Consider the following 17,766-nt stretch of genomic DNA (forward strand, 5'->3'; position numbering starts at 1 on the left):
TCTCGGGATGGAGCGGGTCAGGGGGTGGGTTACGCGGCGGGGTCGTGGTCGCCGGGCTTGCGTGCGTGTTTGGCGACGGCGCGGGCGGTGATCGCCTTCGACGCTCGGGCGGACGCGGCGGAGAGGGTGTCGGCGCCCGGTTCGAGGTACCAGGGACGGAGGTCGAGCATGGCGGCCCGCATACCGGTGCCGAACAGGAGGGCGGTGCCCTTGGGCAGGGCACGGATGGCGTCCGCGGGCAGGATGCGCTCCTGCCGCATGCTGATACTGGTGGAGGTGCCGGAGTCGCTCGTTGAGGTGGATTTGGTCTCGACGTCGTGGTCGCCGATCAGCCTGCTCAGCTTGTCGGCGAAGTCCGGGTCGTCGATGCCGGATCCGATGACCTTGATGGTCGCGGCGGACCACATGGCGTCCATGCTGGCGTCCCCCCAGACCTTCTGGCCCTGGCGGTAGGACTGCAGGATCGTGATCGGGATGATCCCGCGTGACCCGAGGTGCGAGTACAGGTCGGGGAGGTCGCTGATCTTGCAGACGTTGGCTGCTTCGTCGAGGATCGCGAGCATCGGGGGGTCGAGGCGTCCGCCGGCGCGCTCGGCTTCTGCGGTCGCGGTCCGCATCACCGAGTCCGCGCAGGCCGCGATGAGCGCCGAGGCTCCGCCGCCGCCGTCCTTCGACAGCAGGAACAGCGTGTCGGTGCTGGTGACGAAGTCGGCGGGCCGGAACTCCGGTACGTCTTTCTGGGGGGTGACCCAGGCGGCGATTTCCGCGTTGAGGAGGGCTGCGGCGTACTGGCGGGCGGTCTCGTAGATGCCGTCCCTCGTCTCCGGCGGCCCTTCGACGGTGCCCTTCAACTGGGCGGCGACGGCACTGAATCCGTGATCGCGGAGGATGTCCAACGGCCTCCGGTCGGCGGGGAAGGCCAGCCACTGCATCACGTCGGTGATCGGCCGGTTGTCGAGCGCTGCGGCGAGGAACAACTGGCTCAGGATGTTGGATCCGGCCTTGGACCAGAAGTCGCCCTGCTGGCTCGCGTCCACGGACGCGGCGAGGAAGTGCCCGGCGAGCCGTCCGGCGCCGTCGAGGGTCTTCGCGTCCGCCAAGGGGTTCCACCACATGACCCGTTCGGCGTGGGCGATCTGCTGCGGGTCCATCGACCACACCCGCCCCACCGCCGAGCGCGCGTCAAGGGTTGCGGTAAAGGCGTCGCCGGCCGCCTTGTTGGAGGTCAGGAGCACGGGGCCGGGGGCGGCGAGGATGCTCGGGATCGCCAGGCTGGTGGTCTTCCCGGAACGCGGTGCCATGATCGCGACGGCGACGTCCTCGTAGCCCATCCGCACTTCGGTCCTGGTGCCCTGGAGGTTGCCGAGGAGGATGCCGGTGTCGGACGGTGCGATGGTCTTCGCGTCCTTCAGGCTCGGGCGCAGACTGCGGGCCTTGGCGGTGATCGCTTTGGCGAGCAGCGGCTCGATGTCCTTGGCTTTCGCCGTACCGCGGACCTTCTTACGGCGTCCGCCGGGTCCGTTCTTGTGCCGGTTCCAGGCCATGGCGGCGATCACACCGAGGGCGATCAGAACGACGGCGGGGGCGATGCGGGTGCCGATGAGTAGGGATGTTTCTCCCAGGCCGGGCCAGAGCTGGTCGGGATTCAGGAGGGCGTCGGCCGGCTGGTAGGGGGCCTGGGAGCCCGAACCGGTGATCCAGACGGTCACGTTGCCGCTGAGCCAGGCGAGGTTGGCGGCCGGGACGGCGACGGCGAAGGCGCCGAGGAGTGCCTTGAAGGCGAGGTCCGTGCCGTCGCCGGACGAGGTGGAGGGTGTGCTGGGCAAGCGGTGGTCCAAAGGAAGGGGGGGATGGGTGTCAGCGGGTGCGGCGGTGCGGCGGCACACGCGGTGCCTGCGGCCGGGTGGCCGGCTGGGATGGGCCCGGGGTGGTGAGCCGCTGGACGCGCCGCTCCAGAGCGCGGGCCACCTCGGTCGCGGGCACTTCGCGCCGGGTGGTCTGGGAGCGGCGGACCACGGGCGGGATGTGCCGCGGGTCACGGGCCAGCGGCGTAGGGTCGCCAAGAGCGCGGGTGAACCCGGCGACGAGGTGCGGGGGTGTGTGACCGCTGAGGAAGGCGCGCCACAGGGGTACGCCGTTGTTCCGCTCCAGGGTCGTGATGAGCCAGCCGGCGGAGCCCGTCTCGGGGGCACGTGTGATCGAGGTGCGGCCGTCCCGGGAGGCGAGACCGCTGGCGTGGGGCCTGGGCGTCCAGCTGTGCTCCAGCAGCGGGGCGTACGGGTCCGGGTCGGCCGGAGCGGAGGCCGGTTGGATCAGGGCGTCGGTGAGGCCGGCGATGATCTCGACCGGTGTCCGGGCCCCGAAGGTGGCCGACCAGGCAGGTGCGGTGCTGGTCCGGGTGTGCTGCAGGGACCACCACATGAGGTAGTCGGGGTCCGGCTCCAGGCGCAGCAGGGTCTGCTGGTCGGGGCTGGACAGGAGGACGCGTGGCAGTAGCGGGTCGTGCCCGTGGCTCCACCCGCCGGCGCGGTGGAGGGGGACGGTGACCCAGGCCGGGTCCCCGCCGCCGGCGAGCGTCCGCGGGGAGACGAGGGCCTGCTCGACGGTGATCTTTGCCGTCACCGGCGCGCTGCCGGGGTGCTGGAGGTGCTGGTCACCGGTGGGACCGGGGCGGTGCTCTGAAGCCGTGGTCGCGACGGCTCGGCGGCGGTGCGGATGTCGAGGACGGTGTGGCCGTGCAGAGCCCAGAGTTCGAGGAGGGGCCAAGCAGCCCTGTTCCGTCGAGCTGCCGCAGTGTCGTACGCGGGGGTGCCTGGACCGGCGTTCATCGGCAGGTCGTCGAGCGTCTCGTCCCAGGTGGTGCGGACGGCGTCGAGGCCGTGGGCGGCCGAGGTGAGGATGCCGAGCTGTGATGTCCATCCGGGCCGGTCGGGGGCGGACGGCAGACGCGTGAGGCGGTTCTCTGCCGAGGCGACCAGCCGGGCGGCGATCAGCGACACCTGCTCGTACGCGGCCCAGGCGGCGGCGTTCCGCCGCTGTTCGGCCTGCTGGTGGGCTTCGTCGTCGTAGGGCCAGCCGCTCGGGTCGGTGTGGGTCTCGGTGTAGTTCTCCCACGCTGTCTGGAGCTGCTGAATCCGGGTGAGGAAGGCGGTCAGGAGGTCGTGGGGTCGGGGGTCGGTGCGAGGGGGCTGGGGGGTGATGGTGGTTACCGGGCCTGTCGTACGGGGGCGGACGGGACGGGAGGGTGCGGCGTGGGGGAGGTGGTGAGGGCCTTCTTCGCCTGGCGGCGGGCGGCCCGGACCTGGGCGTGGATCGTGTCGATCCGGTCGCGGTGCGCCTGGACGTATGCCTGCGGGGACACGCTGCTCTCGGTGCGCAGGGCGCTGTAGTGCCCGTCGTGTTCCTGCCAGTTGCGCTGGAGAGGGTTCGGGTCGATCAGCGCGGTGACAAGGCCATGGATCATGTGCAGTGGAGGGGAGTGCGCGATCCAGGCTGTCCAGATCGTTGGGCCGTGGTCCGGGGCGGGGCGAACTTCGATGGTCCACGCGAGGGCCTCGTCGACCTCGGAGCAGATCGGCCGGTGCTCGATGCGGACCGTCCCGTCCGGGGAGAGGGCTTCGCCGCCGGTCGTGCGGAGGGTGTGGGTCCATCCGGCGTCGGCGAGGACGCCCCACACCGGAGGGACCACGGCTGGTGCCGGGATGAGGAGGCCGTCGGTGAAACCGGCCAGGATCTCGGCGGGGACGGGACCGAAGGAGGCGTACCAGCTGCCATCGGCGTGACTGCCGTTCAGACGCCAGGCGCTCCGCTCCGATCCGGGCTGCTGCTCGTGGCGGAGCTGGTGGAACCGGTCCGGGCCGACCAGGTGGACCCCTGGCGCGAGTGGATCGGACCGGGCTGTCCATCCGGCGGTGGCCAGGGCGTGGGTGACGTGGCGCGCGTCCCCGGGGCCGGCCAGGTGCCGGGGCGACACATCGTCGAGAAGGCGGTCAGCGTGGTCGGTGGCGAAGAGGTCCAACTGCGCCTGCTTCAGCAAAAGGGTCCTCCCGCTCCGTCGGGCTGGGTCACCGGCGGCCTCCGCGGGGGCGACCCGGGGCACTTGGCGATGTGATCCCGCCGGAGACGAGCCGCAGCGCCGTCTTGGGCGTATGGGAGTGGGCGGCGTCCTGGTGAACGGTGGCGTTGAGTTCGATCACCGCGCGCCCGCCAGCGGCCCAGACGTCGAGTGCGGGCCACGCCTCGTCGAAGAACTCGGTCAGGACCAGGTCGACGGTTTCCAGGTTCGGATGGGGCCGGGCGAGATGGTCGCCCAGCCGTTCGACGGTCCGGTCATGCTGGTGGTCCAGCTCCGTGGTGGCATGGTCCAGGCCGTTGATCTTGGACGTCCAGGCGTCCCGGGAGCTGTCGGGGAGCAGGCCGAGCTGCGCAGTCGCGGTGGCGAGGAGTGCCCCGACGTGGCCCCGGACGGGGAGAAAGGCCTCCCACATGCTCCGGTCGCGGCGGTGGGCGGCCCAGCTGTAGGCCAGTTCGTCGCACGGCCAGCCGCCCTCGCTTTGCTCCTGGGCGGGGTCGCTGTCGAATGCCAGCATGATGTCCGCCGCTGCCCTAAGGAAGCGGTCGAGCTGGTCGAGATGGTTCTGGGAGTGGGTAGTCGTGATGGACGGCTCCTTCCGAATGCGGGATTGGTGCACGGGACGGGGCTCAGCGGCGTCCGGTCGCGTGTCCGGCGGGGGCGCTGGGCGCGGCGGCGGGTTTGCGTCCGCGGGGGCGGGCGGTTGCCCAGGCGTTGCGGGCCCAGGCGGCGGTGCGGGCGGCGTTGAGCCGTGCCTGCTGCCAGGCTCCGAGCTCGGAGGGGCGGACGGAGACCGAGGTGGTGCGGATCCGGTTGCTGGGGGGAAAGGCACCGCGGGGGCGTATCACGGGCTGGGGGTCGGCCAGCGCGGTGGTGACCGCCTGTACCAGCGACAGCGGGGTCGTGGGGGACAGTTCGGCGTCCCAGGCGCGGCCGTGCTCGGTGCGGGCGCCGATCCACCAGTGCGCCTGTCCGGGGGAGGACTGGTGGAACTGCACGAAGGAGCTGCGGTCCGGGCTCATGGCGGTGAAGTGCTGGCCGCGCCGGGTTTCCCAGTTCTGGGTGTCGAGGGGTGCCCAGACGTTGGGGGCGTGGGCGGTGGGCGGCTGGGTGAGTGTGTCGGTGAGTCCGGCGATGATCTCGACGGGTGTCTGGATGCCGAACTTCGCCGCCCAGGCGGGCTGGTGGCCGGAGGCTTTGCCTTCGATCGTCCAGCCGCCGGGCTGGGTGATCGGGTCGAAGACGACCCGGATGGTCTTCGCCGGGTTGTGGAAGACGATGGGGCCGCCTGTCTTCGACTTGTCCTTCCAGCCCGAGGCGCGAAGGAACTCCGTGGCGTGCCGCAGGTCGCCGGCCCCGGCGAGGTAGCGGGGCTCGATTAGGTAGTGCTGCTGGGGACGGTCGTTCCACTCGGTCGAACGGTCGCGGCTCACCGGTGCCGCCTCGCGATCAGGGGCGAGGCGGGCTTCGCCACCGACGGGGTGGCACCTGGCGGCGCCGGACGGGCGAGCTCTCGGAGTGTGTCCGTGTGCTCGTCCAAGTCGAGTCCGATGTCGTGCAGTTCGTTCGCGGCGCGGCCGAGGGCGAGCCAGACCTCCGGCGGGAGCAGCCCGTTCTCGGCGTGGTTCTTGGCGAAGTGGGAGCCTGTGGCCACCAGGGTGGTGACCCGGCTGAGGACGCCGTTCTCGGGGTCGAGGACGGTGGCGATGATCTGGGCGGCCAGCGGGGGTGGCGCCTGGAGGAGCTGTTCGGCGAGCTGGTCGATCCGGCGGGCGATGTCACCGGCGAGCCGGACGGGGCCGGGGGTGGTGTCGGTCATGGTCCTCCTGGATGAAGGGGGGTGGTGCGCTGTCAGAAGTTCTGGCGCCGGTGGGTTTCGTAGATCGGTCCCCAGAAGGTGGGGAGGTCCGGCACGCTCTCCCGCTCCGGGCGGGCGTGGGGCGTACGGGTGTGCTGCCGCCTGCGGGCAAGCCGGGCGGCGAGGCGTCGCAGCCGCGAAACAGCGGCCGGCGGCGGGGTGGGGCTGGGCTGGGGAATGAAGTTCTCCGGGTGAGGAAGAGGTGAGGGCCGGCGCCTCCGGGCCCCGGCGGTCGGGGCCCGGAGGGCGGTTCAGGTGGTCCGTGGCCGGGGCCGCGATGGTGCGGGAGCCGGTGTGGTCGACGCGGCCGTCGCAGCCGTGGGCTGAGGGTTACGGTGTCCGCGGATCTCGGCGACGGCTTCCTGGTAGGCGGCTGGGTCGAAGACGTCGTCGGTGATGTTGACGATGTACCCGGCGAGGAGGAGCCCGGGCACGGCGCGGGTGACCAGGCGCTTCTGCTCGTCCTCGGTCAGATGGCCGGGGGCTTCATGCCAGGTGTAGACAGGGCCGGCGGTCTCCACGGTGTGACGCTCAAGACCTATCTGGTCGAGGTAGGCGAGCAGTTCCTCGGGTGCCCCGGTGCGGGTGTCGGCGTGGATTGTGATGCTGAGGGCACGGCGGTAGATCTCTACGTCGGAACCGCATTCGTCGGCGCGATTGCCCAAGGGAGAGAAGGTCCTTTCGGGGTGGATTCAGCGGCGCGGGGACGCGGTCGTGCCGGGGGACGGCGGGGCGGGCGCCGCACGGGTCGACAGTGCGGGCAGGGGCGCGGCGGCCTGGTTGCGGATCTGTTCGATCTGCCAGAAGTGCTGGCGCAGCCCGGCGGTGGTGTTCATCAGCTGGTTGGCGAGGGCGGGATCCTCCCCTGCGGCTTCCGTGCGCTGGTACCAGGCGGCCCAGGCGGTGGTCAGGACGCCGGTGAGGCGGGGCAGCTCGCCGTCGAAACGGCTCATCGCACTCGGGCCGTTGGCCGGGGGTGCTGGGCCAGGGCCACGGTGGTGGTGTCGAGCCCGGGACGGACAGCCGGGTGGCGCAGGGCGAGGTGGATACCGAGGGTTGCCAGCCGGGCTCCCACGGCGCGCACCGCTCGGGCCTGCAGGGCCGTGTCGTCGCCGGTCAGCATGAGGCTCTGTCCGCTATCGGTCGGGGCGAAGCCGTGCTCGGTGAGGATTGCCGCCACGGTCGTGGAGTCGGCGTGGGCATGGAGATCCGGCCCCACCCAGGTCAGGGTCACCGGGGTCCGGGAGTCCAGATGGTCGGAGTTTTTCCAGACCTGGGCGAGGGCGGCCTCGTAGCGGGGGAACAGACCGGTGGTGACGGCCTCGGCCGCGGCGAACGGATCGGCCGGGACGGCGATCCCGTCCGGCTCCCGGACTCCCCGGAACGCTTCCGGCGGTACGGAGGCCGGGGCGATGGCGGCGACGAGGAAGTCGTCCTCGTACCGGGGCCGTCCGGTGACGTAGAGGCGGGTGCCGTCGTCGCGGGTGAGGATCGCGTCGTGCCGCAGCGGGTGCCGGGTGACGGCGTCGGCGACCAAATACAGGTCCCACACCGCTGCGGCACGGGCCAACTGCTCGGCCCGGTTGGCGTGCTGGTGGTACTCCACGGTCCAGTGGCCGGGGAGCTCGCTGGCGAGGACGGTGACGAATCCCTCGACGTCGTGCTCGAAATCGTGGTCGTGCATGGGCTCCTCAGGGGTGAAGGGAATGAGGGCAGCGGCGCCGGGGCGGCGGCTGGCGCAGCTGCCGGTGGCGGGGGTGGTGGGGGGCAGGCGCAGATCGCGGACGCCTCACGCTCGGTCAGCGGGACCCCGCCGCCGCACACCGACCGCCGGGGGTGGGTTGCGCGGCGGTCGGCCAGATCGGTGCGGATGCCGCGCAGGTCGGCGGCGACGGCGCCGAGCCCGTGGGCGGCGAGGTACCGCAGGCGTTCCGCCATCGGACCGTCGGCGGGGCCGCCGAGATCCTGATGGAAGTCGGCCGTCGCGACCAGGACATCGGCGAGTCCGGAGAGGATGCCGTCGTACGCGGCGGTCACCTCCGCCAGCGCCTCGGCGACCTCGTCACTGGTGGTCGCTCTGCGGATGGCGGCGGCGAGGTTGCCGACATCGGCGCCGAGAGCGAGGCCGGCCACCTCGCGGGCGTCGGTGTCGAATGCGGCGTCGCATTCCATCGGGATGCCGGCCGAGCGGAGGCGGGCGACGCCCCGGGTGGCGAGCCGGGTCTCCTCGTTCGTGTCGAGGCCGGTCGGCAGCCGGTGATACGCCTCGTGGACCCGGACGACGGGCACGAACCCGGCCCGCTCCAGAATGCCGTGGGCGTCCGGCCCGCCACCGCGGGCGAAGACCTCCTCCGAGTGCGGGTCGCGCCGCAGGCTCAGGAATCGGTCGGCAAGAGGCAGCAACGAGCGGGCCTTTCTCGGTGGTGTGTCACCGGCGGGCGCGAGGCGGGGATGCCGGGCCGGGGGAGGCGATGGAGGGTTCGGTGCTGTTGCGGCCGGGGCGCAGCCCGAGTTTGGTCGCGATCCGGCGGCCTTCCGCGACGAGGTGCCGCAGGAGCGGGTGGGGCTGGGGCTGCCAGGTGCCGTCGGGGCGGATCAGGTTGGCGATCAGGTCGAGACGCCGGGGGCGGGTTTGAACGGCGACCCACCGACACTCTTCGCTCCCGGCGGGGGTGAGGCCTGCGGCGCGGGCGAGACGGCGGGCGGCTTGTGTCCACTGTGTCTGCGCCGGATGGCGGGTGTCCGGGTGCAGCTCGGCGGTGAGGTGGAGCAGCGGCGACCGTATCCCGTGCTCGTCGGCGGCGAACGGGTGCTCCAGGGTGGGGTCGTCGAGGTGCTCGGCCCACTGGGCGGCGGTCCAGTGCCGGTGCTCGCCCAGGGTGTAGGAGCCGAGGCCGTCCCAGTGGGCGACGACGGACCGCAGGGCCCGCTCGTCCTCGGGGGCGATGGGGTGCCCGAGGGCGTCTTCGAGGGGCTCGCCGGCATGGAGGGTCCGGGGCCACACGTGGACTATCACCGCCCGCCCCGGGCGTCGTCGGTGTGGATGAGCTGGTTCAATTCGGTGAGGGTGTACCAGCCGCAGTCCACCGGCCCGTCGGTGCCGGGGATCTTGGGCAGGATGTGGTCCTCCAGGGCCCGCTGGTGGGTGAGGCAGTCCCGGCAGAGCCGGGAGGTGTGGATCATGTAGCGGGGGTGGGCTGTGAGATAACTCCGTTTGCCGCCCTGGGGGTTCCGCAGCCGCCAGCCGTCCTCGTCCGTCGGCGTGTGCCACGACGGGGTCACCACCGTCGTCACCTCGCCCCAGAGCTCTCCGCCGGCGGTGCCCTTGACGATGATCACCTGGTCACCGGGGCGGAAGTGGGCGTGGGTGACGTCCCGGTCGGGAGTGACGGTGTCGGGGGGAACGTACGGCGGGCGGGATGCGGCATCGGGCACGACAGAAGGTCCTTCCACGGGAGTGCGGGGTGGCAGTGGAGATGTTTCCAGGATCCGCAGATTTCCCGATTTCACGAACCGGGCGCCGTCGGCTATAAAGCGCCGTGCTCACCGGCCAGGGCTCCAGTCCCGCAGTGCTTTGCCTGTCTTCTTCAGCGGCGATGAGCTGTTGTCAGTGATGACCGCTACGTTCCTCCTGGAGCAAGGAGGGCCGATTGGGGCGCAAGAAGCAGGACATGTGGGTCAGGCTGATGGTGCTGTTCGCCAACATGGGCCGCTGTGTTTACTGCGACTACACAGAGTCGCAGGAGATTGATCACGTCGTCCCCCTCAACCGCGATGGGTTGGACTCCTGGTGGAACCTGGTTCCGGCCTGCGGAGCCTGCAATCTCGGTAAGAGCGACAAGGGACTGCTCGCGTGGGTGGCGCAGTTGACCTACGAGCAGTACAGCGCGGAGGCAAGTGGCTGGCCCTATGGAGACAAAGGGCTTCACTGGATGCGGGAGAGGCTCGACCATGCCATTGACGAGGTGGAAGCCCGATTGGAAGGCGTGCGATCGGAGCTTGCGGACGAGTCACGCAGGGATTGGTTTTTTGATCGCTACTGGAGTTGCAGTAAGAACGATCCGGTCTATTTGTGGCGTGGCTGGGCGTCGTCCAGCGTGGCTGAGGCCCGTGAGAAGGGCTGGCCCAAGCCTCCGCCGCCTCCTCGTTACAGGATCGTGCGGGAACCCGATCGCATTGGAATGGTCTTCGAACGGATACCCGAGGACGAGACAGCGTGAGGGGTCGATCCCGGGACGCGTCGGCTGCATGGTCTTGCCTCCCTATTGCCGTCACCGGTAGGGATTTTCGGTTCCTCGGTCTGATTCGCCTGCAGCGTCGAGGAGTTCGGGCAGGTCGGTGCCGTCGGAGTCGCGCTGGTCGAGCCACCATCCGGCGCGGGCGACGGTGCGGACTTTCTCCTCCAGGACGGTCCAGTCCGCCTCGTCCCAGGCGCCTTCGACCACCAGGGCGGTGTGCGCAGTGGTCACGAGCTGATGGCGGCACCGCTCGCCCCAGCCGACGATCTTCTGCGGGCCTTCGAGTGGCGGCATGTCGAACTGCGCCGCCCAGTCGGCGGCGGCCTGCTGCTCGGCGGCGCGCCGGGCAGCCAGCCACTCCTTGCGGCTGGCGGAGTCGGCGGATCGGGTGGAGCGCCAGCAGTCGGTGCAGTCCCGTCCGGCGAGCCAGCGGGCGAAGGGGGCGCGCTGGTCGACGGGACGACCGGAGAGGTCGTGGGCCCATTCGTGCCCACAGCTGTGGACAAGGTCCCAGGAAGTCGGAACGGCCATAGGCGAGTTCTCCTTGTACGTGGGAGGGAGGGGCGGCTATTGGGGGCGGGGTGCCGGGCGCGGGAGGAAGCGGCGGTCGGGTGCCGGGGTGTGCCGGCGGGCGAAGAGGTCCGCGGCCCGGTCGAACAGGTCGGCTCGCTTGGCTTCCGGCCAGGTGGCGGGGACGCGGTCGATGCGTGGGTCGAGAGTCCCGGCAGGATCCAGGCCCGCCGCTCGGGCGAGAGCGAGGCGCACCTCGGCGTCCACCTGGGTCCCCTGGCGGGGATCGGGCACGGGGGTGGCGCAGTCGCCGCCGGGGGAGTTCGCGAGAGAGCGCAGATAGTCGTCCCCGCCGACGGTGATCTCGGCGAAGGGGATGTCGTCGGCGGTTCTGAACGCACCGTGCGTCAGCAGGGTGTGGACCGTGCAGCGCAGCAGGGCCTGCTCGTCGCGGTCGGGGGAGGTGCACAGAGGGCAGTCGGCGATGTGGTCGTCCCAGACGGCCGGATGGGTAAAGGGCATGACGGAAGCGGGCTTTCGGCGAGGCGGAGCAGGTCAGGGGCGGGGTTCGGCGAGGGCTGGACGTTGTGCGGAGAGCAGGAGGACGGCGAGCGCGGCGGTGGCGCCCGCGGCTGGCAGGGCGGGGCCGACGAGAGGGTGGGCGTCGGTCAGCGGTCCGGCGAGCGCGGTTCCGGCGGCGTGTCCAGTGCCGAGGGCGAGGATGAGCCAGCCGTACGCCTCACCGAGGCGCCCGGCTGGAGCGAGGGTCCGGGTGGTGGTGAACGCGCTGGCGATGGCCGGTGCGAGGAACAGACCCGGCACCGCCACCAGGACGGTCGCCATTGCGGGGCTGGGCGTGGTCAGCAGCGGAAGCAACCCGGCGCAGAACCCTCCGGCGGTGGCGAGGAATTGAGTGGTGGGTGATCCGGGCCAGGCCCGGCGCCCGAAGATCAGCCCGCCGGCGAGGGAGCCGGTGGAGAAGACAGAGGGCAGCAGACCGGGCACCAGCGGCATCCCGTGGCGGTCGGCCAGGGAGACGGCCCACATGTTCATCGCGCCGAGCGTGAAGCCGATGCCCGCCACTGCGGCGAAGACGGGCGCCAGTCCGCGGCTCCGTAGCCGTCCGGGACGAGTCGTGCCGCTGGTGGAGGCGGTCTGTCGGATGCGGGCCGGGGTGGTGGTGAGTGCGAGGGCGGCTCCGCCCGGCCCCAGTACGGCCGCCGCGGCGAAGGCGGCATCGGGGCCCTGGACGGCGACGAGCCCGGCCACCAGCAGCGGACCGGCGATGTGGATCAAGCCTTGGGTGCTGGTGTCGAGAGCGAGTGCGGCTCTGCGCTGGGCGGGGTCGGGGAAGACCAGGGGCCACATGAGTCGCAGGCCGGTCTCCAGCGGCGGGGTGCACAGGCCCGCGAGCCCGACCACGCCCACCACGGCCGCCGGGCGTCCGGTCGAGACCGCCCACGGGAGTAACAGCAGCCCGGTCGCGTTGAGTATGGTCGCCGGGCCGGAGACCCGGAGGTGGCCGAAGCGGTCCATGAGCCGTCCCTTGACCGGCTGGGCCAGCGCGGACGCCAGCCCGTACACGGCGCTGAGGAGCCCGCCGAGGGCGAGGGGCCCGCCCTCGGCGGTGACGAGGAGAACGATCGCGACGGGCACCATCCCGGCCGGGAGACGGCCGACCAGGGTGCCGGTCAGCAGGCGGGCGGCGTACGGGCTGCGCAGAATCGCCCGGTAGGTCGTGGGCGGTGTGGTGGTGAGGGACAACTGGGGAGGAAGAGTGCTTTCGGTCTAGCGGCGGGAACCGCCTGCTCCGTGGCCGGTGCCGGGTGGCAGCGGTGGAGGGGTCGTGGTGGTGGAAGGGGCGCGTGGCAGGTGCCGGGGTTGGGTGGGAGTTGGGGCGCTGGGTTCTGCTTCGCCAGCCCGGCGGTCTGTCCGGTCATCGGGTCCGGGCGGCGGAGGGCCCGCCGACGGCCGGGGCCACGGGTACGGCGGCAGGGACGGGCGCGGTGCCCGCATTGGTGCGGAGTTGGGGTGAGCGGGCGGAGGCGGCACGGGCGAGCCGGGCCTGGCGGGCGATGAGGAGCTGTTCCGGCAGGCCGGGTTCGGGGGTGGGGTCGAGGGTGTAGTCGGCCTGGACGGTGAATCCTTGGGCGCGCAGGTCGTGGACGGCCTGGCGGGCGCGCCGTAGCCCGTCCCGCGTGGGATCGGTCAGCCGGTACAGGCCGGGCCGGTCGGGCACCGTCTCGAACTGGAGGCGTACGAGGTACCAGTCGGCGATGTAGGCGGGCAGATCGACGCGGGAGGACGCGGCGATCCCGTGCTCGGGGTGGGTGCCGATGTGGAACTGGCGCAGAGGGGAGCGCTCCTTCGTCAGCGGGGGCGGGCCGGTTTGGAGGCCGCCGGAGGCAGTGCCGGGACGGCAGCGGGAGCCGGGATCGGGGCACGGCCCGGGGCGTGGGCGTGGCGCAGCAGGGTGTCACCGTCGGCGAGCCAGGCGTCGATCACCGGACGGATGCTCCGATCGCGGATGGCTTTGGCCCCGGGGAAGTGCTCGTTCAGGTATGCCCGCGGCGCGTCAGGTCTGCCGCTGAGCATGCCGTGCCACCCGGCCACGATCATGGTGCCCGTGCCGAGAGCGGCTTCGAGGCGGGTCATGGCCGTGGAGTCCTCCAGCGGGAGGGGACCGCGCCGGCAGCGTTCGATGAGGGACGGAGCATGCCTCACGATGTCGAGGACCTCGTGCCAGGCCACGTCGGCGAACCGCTCCTCGTCCGCCGGATCGGGCTCGGTGGCGGTGAGGTGCTGGAATTCGGTGTGCTCGTCGCGGATCCGGCTCAGGGCGGAGGCGACGGCCGCCGTGCGCCGGGCGTGCAGCGCCTGGTGGTAGGCGGGCAGATACCGGTCCACGATCTCCCCGGCGGCCCGGTACGGGTCCTGGGGCAGGACGATGCTCGTCGGCGCGTGCGGATTCTCGAAGTTGTCGTCGAACCCGTCGGGCGCGAACGCTCCGATCACGTACCCGCTGGAGTGGCCGAGGCGTTCGATGAGCAGCAGGTCGATGCCCGCAGTCTCGTTGGTGAGCCTGGTGGCGTGCGTCACCTGTCCGGCTTGGACGGCGTGGATGAGTTCGCCGGAGTCCCACAGCCAGGGCACCAGGTCCTCCTGCCACACCGGGTGGCTGTAGACCTCCACGGTCGGGGTGCACGGCCCGGGGAGCTGGTGGGCGATGGTGTCGGCGATGTCGCCGAGGTAGGGGCGGGTGCTGGTGACGACGGCGGTCCGGTGCCGCCGGGCGACGTGGACCAGGGTGGAGATGGCCCGCTCGGCGGCGGCCCGGTCGCCGAAGAGACGGGTGTAAACGCCGTTTCCGGTCCGCTCCCACCCGGCGGCGACCAGAGCGCTCTGGGCCCACTTGTACTGCTTGCCGGTGGCGATGGCGGCGATCTCCGCACCCTCGCACACGGACAGGGTGATCTGGGCGGGCGGCGTCGAGGCGGCGTAGGAGGTCAAGATCTCCGAGTCACCGTGCCTTCGCGCTGCCCTGGACGGGACCCGGCGGCTGGGGAGGGAGGCCCGTGGTCGTCTGGCCCGGCCGGGCGGCAGGGAGAGGACGGGCGGTGATCAGAGGCGCGAAGGCCGGATGACGGGCGATGCCTGCGGGCCGGATGAGCGGCTCGGGCGACAGCGTCTGCTCCAGGGCTGAGGCGACGACGAACACCGGGACGCCGTGGGTGAAGGACACCCCCCACAGCGAGCCGGCGGGGTGGATGGCGAAGAGGTGCCAGCCGATGCCGGGGTCATCCTGCAGAGGCGGTCCCGGCGCGTCCGGCGCGCGGCTGAGGACCGCCGCGAGTCCGTCCGTGGCCTGGAGCCCGACCAGGCCCTGGTCGTCCACGAACCCCCAGTGCTCGTCACTGACCGCGAGGCCGATTATCGGTTCGGGGGTGGCGGCGATGTCGTAGACGAGATGGTCCGGGTCGGTCGCCAGCGCGGTGGTGATGGTGCTGGTGAGCGTGGCGAGGAACTCCACGGGGGTGTTGCCGGCGATGTCGGCTCGCCACCGGGCCGGGGCGCCGGGTCCGGTGTGGGCGGTGATCACCAGGTGTGGACCCCAGCCCTCGGCGGCCCGGTCGTGGCGCAGGACGATCCGCTCGCACGGGCTGGTTACCGTTGCCGTCGGTCCGTCGGTGGTGAGGGTCCAGCCGGTGCTCGCGGCGAGCGTGTCCAGGTGGTCGCGGTGTTCGGAGAGGGGGCTGGCCGCCAGGTAGCGGGGGCTCACCTCGTACAGGTCATGAGGCACAAACGCTCCAGGGAACGGGAGGAGAAGGGGGTGCGGGGGTGGTTCAGCGGCGGGCAGCGGCGCGCTGCGGTACGGGGTCGGCCGCTGCCGCCGGGGCGGTGGTGGTGAGCCTCGGTTCCGGGCGCGGGGCGATGACCGGCGCGGCGCGGCCGGGTACCCACCGGGCGGGGGTGCCGCTGATACGGGACAGCGGGTCGGTGTCCCAGCCGACCAGCGGCCCTCGGGTGTAGGCGCGCAGGGCGATCACCTCGATCCCCCCAGGGCAAAGGACGTATCCCAGTCCAGGCCCGCGGTGGCTTCAGGGGTGACCGTCATCCGCTCCGGCCGCGACCCGTCGGGGGCGATGAGGTCGTCGAGCCCGGAACTGGGGTACTCGCCGTGCCGGGACAGCGCTGCGCGGATGTGGTCGGGGGCTCCGTCGAGGAGGTCTGTGCCCAGGGCGCTCCAGCCGACCGGTATGTCGTCGACCAGGTGCCGGGTCATGGCTTCGAGGTCACCGGCGAAGCGGTAGCGGTGCGCGGCGAGGAGGAGAGGGAGCTGGTGGTCGGGGTAGCCGTCGTAGTGGCAGTAGAGGCCGTCGAACTCCCCTTTGCTGGGGCGGGCGATGAACGAACGAGTGGACAGGAAGGGCTCCAGAAGAAGGTGGGTGGTCGGCCAAGGCCCGGGCTGGCCGGGGAATGCGCCGCTTACCGGGCGGGGTCAGCGGGGACGGGTGACCGGGCGTGGGGATGTGGGCGGCGGGATGTGGCTGGGCGCGGCGGCGGGGCGTTGCTTTGGTGAGGGCGAGAGGTCCCGGACCATGTCGCTGATGGGGCGCAGGTCGTCGGCGATCCGGTGCAATCTGTTCGTGGTGTCGACGATGCCGTCGTAGAAGTCGAATGCGTCGTCGGTGCCGGTCTCACACAGCCGTTTTGCGACGGCTTCAAGGATGTCGGCGAGGTGTGCCAGCAGTCCGGTCTCCGGATGGAGGACCTGGTCGGTCACTGCGGCGGCGTCCGTGAGCGGAATGCCGCCCGCCCGCATCTGCTCACTGAGCTCCCGGAGCTGTCCGTTGTACATGAGGCGGACAGGGGATGCCGGCGGCCGTACGGGATGGTGATGTGCGCCGTCTGCGGCGTTCTCGGGGAGGGAGGCCGGGTTGTTGGCGAGTTCTGCCGGTCGGCGGCGGCTGCCCTCGTACACCCAGCCGGAGGGCGTGGGCGGGCGGGCGGCGGGCTCCGCAGCGGGGATGACGGGTTCGGGATTCATGAACTCGGCGCCCTTTCAGTGCATACGGGCGTCGGTGTCGAACAGGGTCCGTTCGTGGGGGTGGAGGAGGTGCTGGACGATGAACGACCGTCCGGCGACCTTCCACAACCCTCTGCCGCGGTTGAGGTGGGCGATGGCCTCGGACTCGACGGTGGTCAGGCCGAGGAGGGCTGCCGCGGCGGCGAGTTGGTCGTTCTCCTGGCGGTAGATGATGCGGGTGGAGCAGTCGGCGAGGAGGCCCTCGGCAAGAGCCCGTCCGCGGGACCCGACGTCGCCCGCGGTCAGCAAATCGCTGAGCCGGTGGATCACCATCAGGTTGGCGATACCGAGGCCGCGGGAGAGCTTCCACTGGGACTGCATGCGCTGGAGGAGGCCCGGGTGGCGCATGAGACGCCAGGCTTCGTCGTACACGATCCAGCGCCGGCCGCCGTTCGGGTCGGTGAGCGCGCTCTCCATCCAGGCGGAGGCACAGGTCATGGCCAGCACGAGGGCGGTGTCGTCGCCGGAGCCGCCGAGGCGGGAGAGGTCGATGGTGAGCATCGGCGAGTTGGGGTCGAAGGCGACGGTGGAGGGGGCGTCGAACATGCCGGCGAGGTCACCGTGTACGAGCCTTCTCATGGCGTGGGCGAGGTCGCGGGCGGCGTCACCGAGGCGCCCGGACATGGTCCCGCCCATCAGGTCCAGGGTCGCGGGGTTGTTGAGGGTGGTGGCGATGTCGCCGAGGAGCGGAGTCCGGCAGGTGGCGGCGGCCTGGCCGACGACCGCGTCGAGGGCGACGTCCAGCGCGGTGTGCTCCATCGGCGCGAGGTCCCGGCCGAGGACCGTCCGCGCCAGCGAGCCGAGGAGCAGCAGGCGGCGCTTGCGGATCTCGCCCGCCCACTCCTCCTCCGGTACGGACTCCGGACGCGGGGCGGCATCCAGCGGGTTCAATTTCCCGGGGAGGCCAGGGCCGAGGGCTATGGAGGTGCCGCCGAGCGCGGCGGCGACCGGCGTCCACTCGCCCTTGGGATCGCAGGGGACGTAGACGCGGTAGCCGAACGCGATACTGCGCAGCGCAAACGACTTGGCAAGCGCCGACTTCCCCTGCCCGATCACCCCCGCCAGGAGAACGTTCGGGTTGGTGAAGCCTTCGACCTTGCCGTACAGGGTGAACGGATCGAACGAAAAGGCCGCCTCCGCGTGGACGTCGCGGCCGATGTAGATGCCGTCGGCACCGAGCCCGCCCTCGGCGAGGAATGGGTACGCGCCGCTGGCGATGGCGGTGGTCATCCTGTGAGCGGGGAGCTTGAGCCGGGAGCCGCGGGCGGAGGCGGGGCCGGAGCGGCCGGTGAGCCCGTAGAGCGGTGCGGGCAGCGGCTCCTCGACGGGAACGGTTCCGTCGGGGTGGGCGGTAGCGCGGGCGCGGGCCTTCGCGGTGGCTTCGGCGAGCTGTCGGCGGGCCTTGCGGCGGCTCGCCCGGTCGGTGCCGTGCGGGGTGAAGAGGGGGGAGGCGGAAGCGCGGCGGGCTCGGCGGGCGGGCCGGTGGGACATCGGGGTTCCG

At 71.8% G+C, this 17,766-nt stretch carries 23 protein-coding genes; 1 reads left to right on the plus strand and 22 read right to left on the minus strand.

Features of this window, described 5'->3' with window-relative positions:
• Positions 1–29: 29 nt before the first annotated feature.
• From ACIBCM_RS32030 to ACIBCM_RS32085, 12 genes are all read right to left on the minus strand, one after another.
• On the minus strand, positions 30–1,826 hold the full coding sequence (locus ACIBCM_RS32030; protein ID WP_399249419.1) for a TraM recognition domain-containing protein: 1,797 nt from the start codon (positions 1,824–1,826) through the stop codon (positions 30–32).
• Between the two features lie 31 nt (positions 1,827–1,857).
• Entirely contained in the window at positions 1,858–2,622 is a 765-nt protein-coding gene (locus ACIBCM_RS32035; protein WP_399249421.1) for a DUF317 domain-containing protein, read from the minus strand.
• Positions 2,619–2,999: a hypothetical protein gene (locus ACIBCM_RS32040; protein ID WP_399249423.1), complete on the minus strand. Its 381-nt coding sequence runs from the start codon at positions 2,997–2,999 to the stop codon at positions 2,619–2,621. The genes ACIBCM_RS32035 and ACIBCM_RS32040 overlap by 4 nt, the downstream gene beginning before the upstream one ends.
• Positions 3,000–3,205: 206 nt before the next feature.
• Positions 3,206–4,036 carry a DUF317 domain-containing protein gene (locus ACIBCM_RS32045; protein ID WP_399249425.1) on the minus strand — a complete coding sequence of 277 codons (831 nt, stop codon included), beginning with the start codon at positions 4,034–4,036 and terminating at the stop codon, positions 3,206–3,208.
• Positions 4,037–4,064: 28 nt separating this feature from the next.
• The gene (locus tag ACIBCM_RS32050) at positions 4,065–4,691 is read right to left on the minus strand and encodes a hypothetical protein (RefSeq protein ID WP_399249427.1); all 627 of its coding nucleotides are present in this window, start codon (positions 4,689–4,691) and stop codon (positions 4,065–4,067) included.
• A gap of 10 nt (positions 4,692–4,701) precedes the next feature.
• A complete protein-coding gene (locus ACIBCM_RS32055; RefSeq protein ID WP_399249429.1) occupies positions 4,702–5,505 on the minus strand; it encodes a DUF317 domain-containing protein in 804 nt (267 codons plus the stop codon).
• Positions 5,502–5,891 carry a hypothetical protein gene (locus tag ACIBCM_RS32060; RefSeq protein WP_399249431.1) on the minus strand — a complete coding sequence of 130 codons (390 nt, stop codon included), beginning with the start codon at positions 5,889–5,891 and terminating at the stop codon, positions 5,502–5,504. The genes ACIBCM_RS32055 and ACIBCM_RS32060 overlap by 4 nt, the downstream gene beginning before the upstream one ends.
• Before the next feature lie 290 nt (positions 5,892–6,181).
• On the minus strand, positions 6,182–6,595 hold the full coding sequence (locus ACIBCM_RS32065; RefSeq protein ID WP_399249432.1) for a hypothetical protein: 414 nt from the start codon (positions 6,593–6,595) through the stop codon (positions 6,182–6,184).
• Positions 6,596–6,622: 27 nt separating this feature from the next.
• Positions 6,623–6,883 (minus strand): hypothetical protein, encoded by a 261-nt coding sequence (locus tag ACIBCM_RS32070; RefSeq protein WP_399249434.1) that lies wholly within the window; start codon positions 6,881–6,883, stop codon positions 6,623–6,625.
• Complete coding sequence (locus ACIBCM_RS32075) at positions 6,880–7,614, minus strand: hypothetical protein (protein ID WP_399249436.1); 735 nt, start codon at positions 7,612–7,614, stop codon at positions 6,880–6,882. The genes ACIBCM_RS32070 and ACIBCM_RS32075 overlap by 4 nt, the downstream gene beginning before the upstream one ends.
• Before the next feature lie 744 nt (positions 7,615–8,358).
• Positions 8,359–8,934, minus strand: a complete 576-nt coding sequence (locus ACIBCM_RS32080; protein ID WP_399249438.1) for a hypothetical protein — start codon at positions 8,932–8,934, stop codon at positions 8,359–8,361.
• Positions 8,935–8,942: 8 nt separating this feature from the next.
• Complete coding sequence (locus ACIBCM_RS32085; protein WP_399249440.1) at positions 8,943–9,365, minus strand: hypothetical protein; 423 nt, start codon at positions 9,363–9,365, stop codon at positions 8,943–8,945.
• Between the two features lie 215 nt (positions 9,366–9,580).
• Here ACIBCM_RS32085 and ACIBCM_RS32090 point away from each other — a divergent pair, with 215 nt between their 5' ends.
• Positions 9,581–10,150, plus strand: a complete 570-nt coding sequence (locus ACIBCM_RS32090) for an HNH endonuclease (protein ID WP_399249441.1) — start codon at positions 9,581–9,583, stop codon at positions 10,148–10,150.
• 51 nt (positions 10,151–10,201) lie between these two features.
• On the opposite strand, the gene ACIBCM_RS32095 is transcribed toward ACIBCM_RS32090, so the two are convergent.
• The 10 genes from ACIBCM_RS32095 to ACIBCM_RS32140 form a co-directional block, all read right to left on the minus strand.
• A complete protein-coding gene (locus ACIBCM_RS32095) occupies positions 10,202–10,699 on the minus strand; it encodes a hypothetical protein (protein ID WP_399249443.1) in 498 nt (165 codons plus the stop codon).
• A 36-nt stretch (positions 10,700–10,735) separates the two neighbouring features.
• Positions 10,736–11,200 (minus strand): hypothetical protein, encoded by a 465-nt coding sequence (locus ACIBCM_RS32100; protein ID WP_399249445.1) that lies wholly within the window; start codon positions 11,198–11,200, stop codon positions 10,736–10,738.
• A gap of 33 nt (positions 11,201–11,233) precedes the next feature.
• On the minus strand, positions 11,234–12,442 hold the full coding sequence (locus ACIBCM_RS32105) for an MFS transporter (protein ID WP_399249447.1): 1,209 nt from the start codon (positions 12,440–12,442) through the stop codon (positions 11,234–11,236).
• A 172-nt stretch (positions 12,443–12,614) separates the two neighbouring features.
• Positions 12,615–12,917 (minus strand): hypothetical protein, encoded by a 303-nt coding sequence (locus ACIBCM_RS32110; protein WP_399249449.1) that lies wholly within the window; start codon positions 12,915–12,917, stop codon positions 12,615–12,617.
• 131 nt (positions 12,918–13,048) lie between these two features.
• Positions 13,049–14,188 carry a hypothetical protein gene (locus ACIBCM_RS32115; RefSeq protein WP_399249450.1) on the minus strand — a complete coding sequence of 380 codons (1,140 nt, stop codon included), beginning with the start codon at positions 14,186–14,188 and terminating at the stop codon, positions 13,049–13,051.
• A 10-nt stretch (positions 14,189–14,198) separates the two neighbouring features.
• On the minus strand, positions 14,199–14,978 hold the full coding sequence (locus tag ACIBCM_RS32120) for a hypothetical protein (protein WP_399249452.1): 780 nt from the start codon (positions 14,976–14,978) through the stop codon (positions 14,199–14,201).
• Positions 14,979–15,021: 43 nt separating this feature from the next.
• Positions 15,022–15,225, minus strand: coding sequence for a hypothetical protein (locus ACIBCM_RS32125; RefSeq protein WP_399249454.1), 204 nt, complete (start codon positions 15,223–15,225; stop codon positions 15,022–15,024).
• Entirely contained in the window at positions 15,222–15,461 is a 240-nt protein-coding gene (locus tag ACIBCM_RS32130) for a hypothetical protein (protein ID WP_399249456.1), read from the minus strand. The genes ACIBCM_RS32125 and ACIBCM_RS32130 overlap by 4 nt, the downstream gene beginning before the upstream one ends.
• Before the next feature lie 216 nt (positions 15,462–15,677).
• Positions 15,678–16,226, minus strand: a complete 549-nt coding sequence (locus tag ACIBCM_RS32135) for a hypothetical protein (RefSeq protein ID WP_399249458.1) — start codon at positions 16,224–16,226, stop codon at positions 15,678–15,680.
• A gap of 15 nt (positions 16,227–16,241) precedes the next feature.
• Complete coding sequence (locus tag ACIBCM_RS32140) at positions 16,242–17,756, minus strand: ATP-binding protein (protein ID WP_399249459.1); 1,515 nt, start codon at positions 17,754–17,756, stop codon at positions 16,242–16,244.
• Positions 17,757–17,766: the final 10 nt, after the last annotated feature.

The organism is Streptomyces sp. NPDC051018 (assembly GCF_044456085.1).
Lineage (GTDB): Bacteria > Actinomycetota > Actinomycetes > Streptomycetales > Streptomycetaceae > Streptomyces.

Bases quoted from the DNA above. Each gene is read 5' to 3' on its own strand.
- ACIBCM_RS32060 (WP_399249431.1), bottom strand. From the start codon at position 5,891: ATGACCGACACCACCCCCGGCCCCGTCCGGCTCGCCGGTGACATCGCC.
- ACIBCM_RS32070 (WP_399249434.1), bottom strand. From the start codon at position 6,883: ATGAGCCGTTTCGACGGCGAGCTGCCCCGCCTCACCGGCGTCCTGACC.
- ACIBCM_RS32075 (WP_399249436.1), bottom strand. From the start codon at position 7,614: ATGCACGACCACGATTTCGAGCACGACGTCGAGGGATTCGTCACCGTC.
- ACIBCM_RS32095 (WP_399249443.1), bottom strand. From the start codon at position 10,699: ATGGCCGTTCCGACTTCCTGGGACCTTGTCCACAGCTGTGGGCACGAA.
- ACIBCM_RS32100 (WP_399249445.1), bottom strand. From the start codon at position 11,200: ATGCCCTTTACCCATCCGGCCGTCTGGGACGACCACATCGCCGACTGC.
- ACIBCM_RS32130 (WP_399249456.1), bottom strand. From the start codon at position 15,461: ATGACCCGGCACCTGGTCGACGACATACCGGTCGGCTGGAGCGCCCTG.
- ACIBCM_RS32135 (WP_399249458.1), bottom strand. From the start codon at position 16,226: ATGAATCCCGAACCCGTCATCCCCGCTGCGGAGCCCGCCGCCCGCCCG.
- ACIBCM_RS32140 (WP_399249459.1), bottom strand. From the start codon at position 17,756: ATGTCCCACCGGCCCGCCCGCCGAGCCCGCCGCGCTTCCGCCTCCCCC.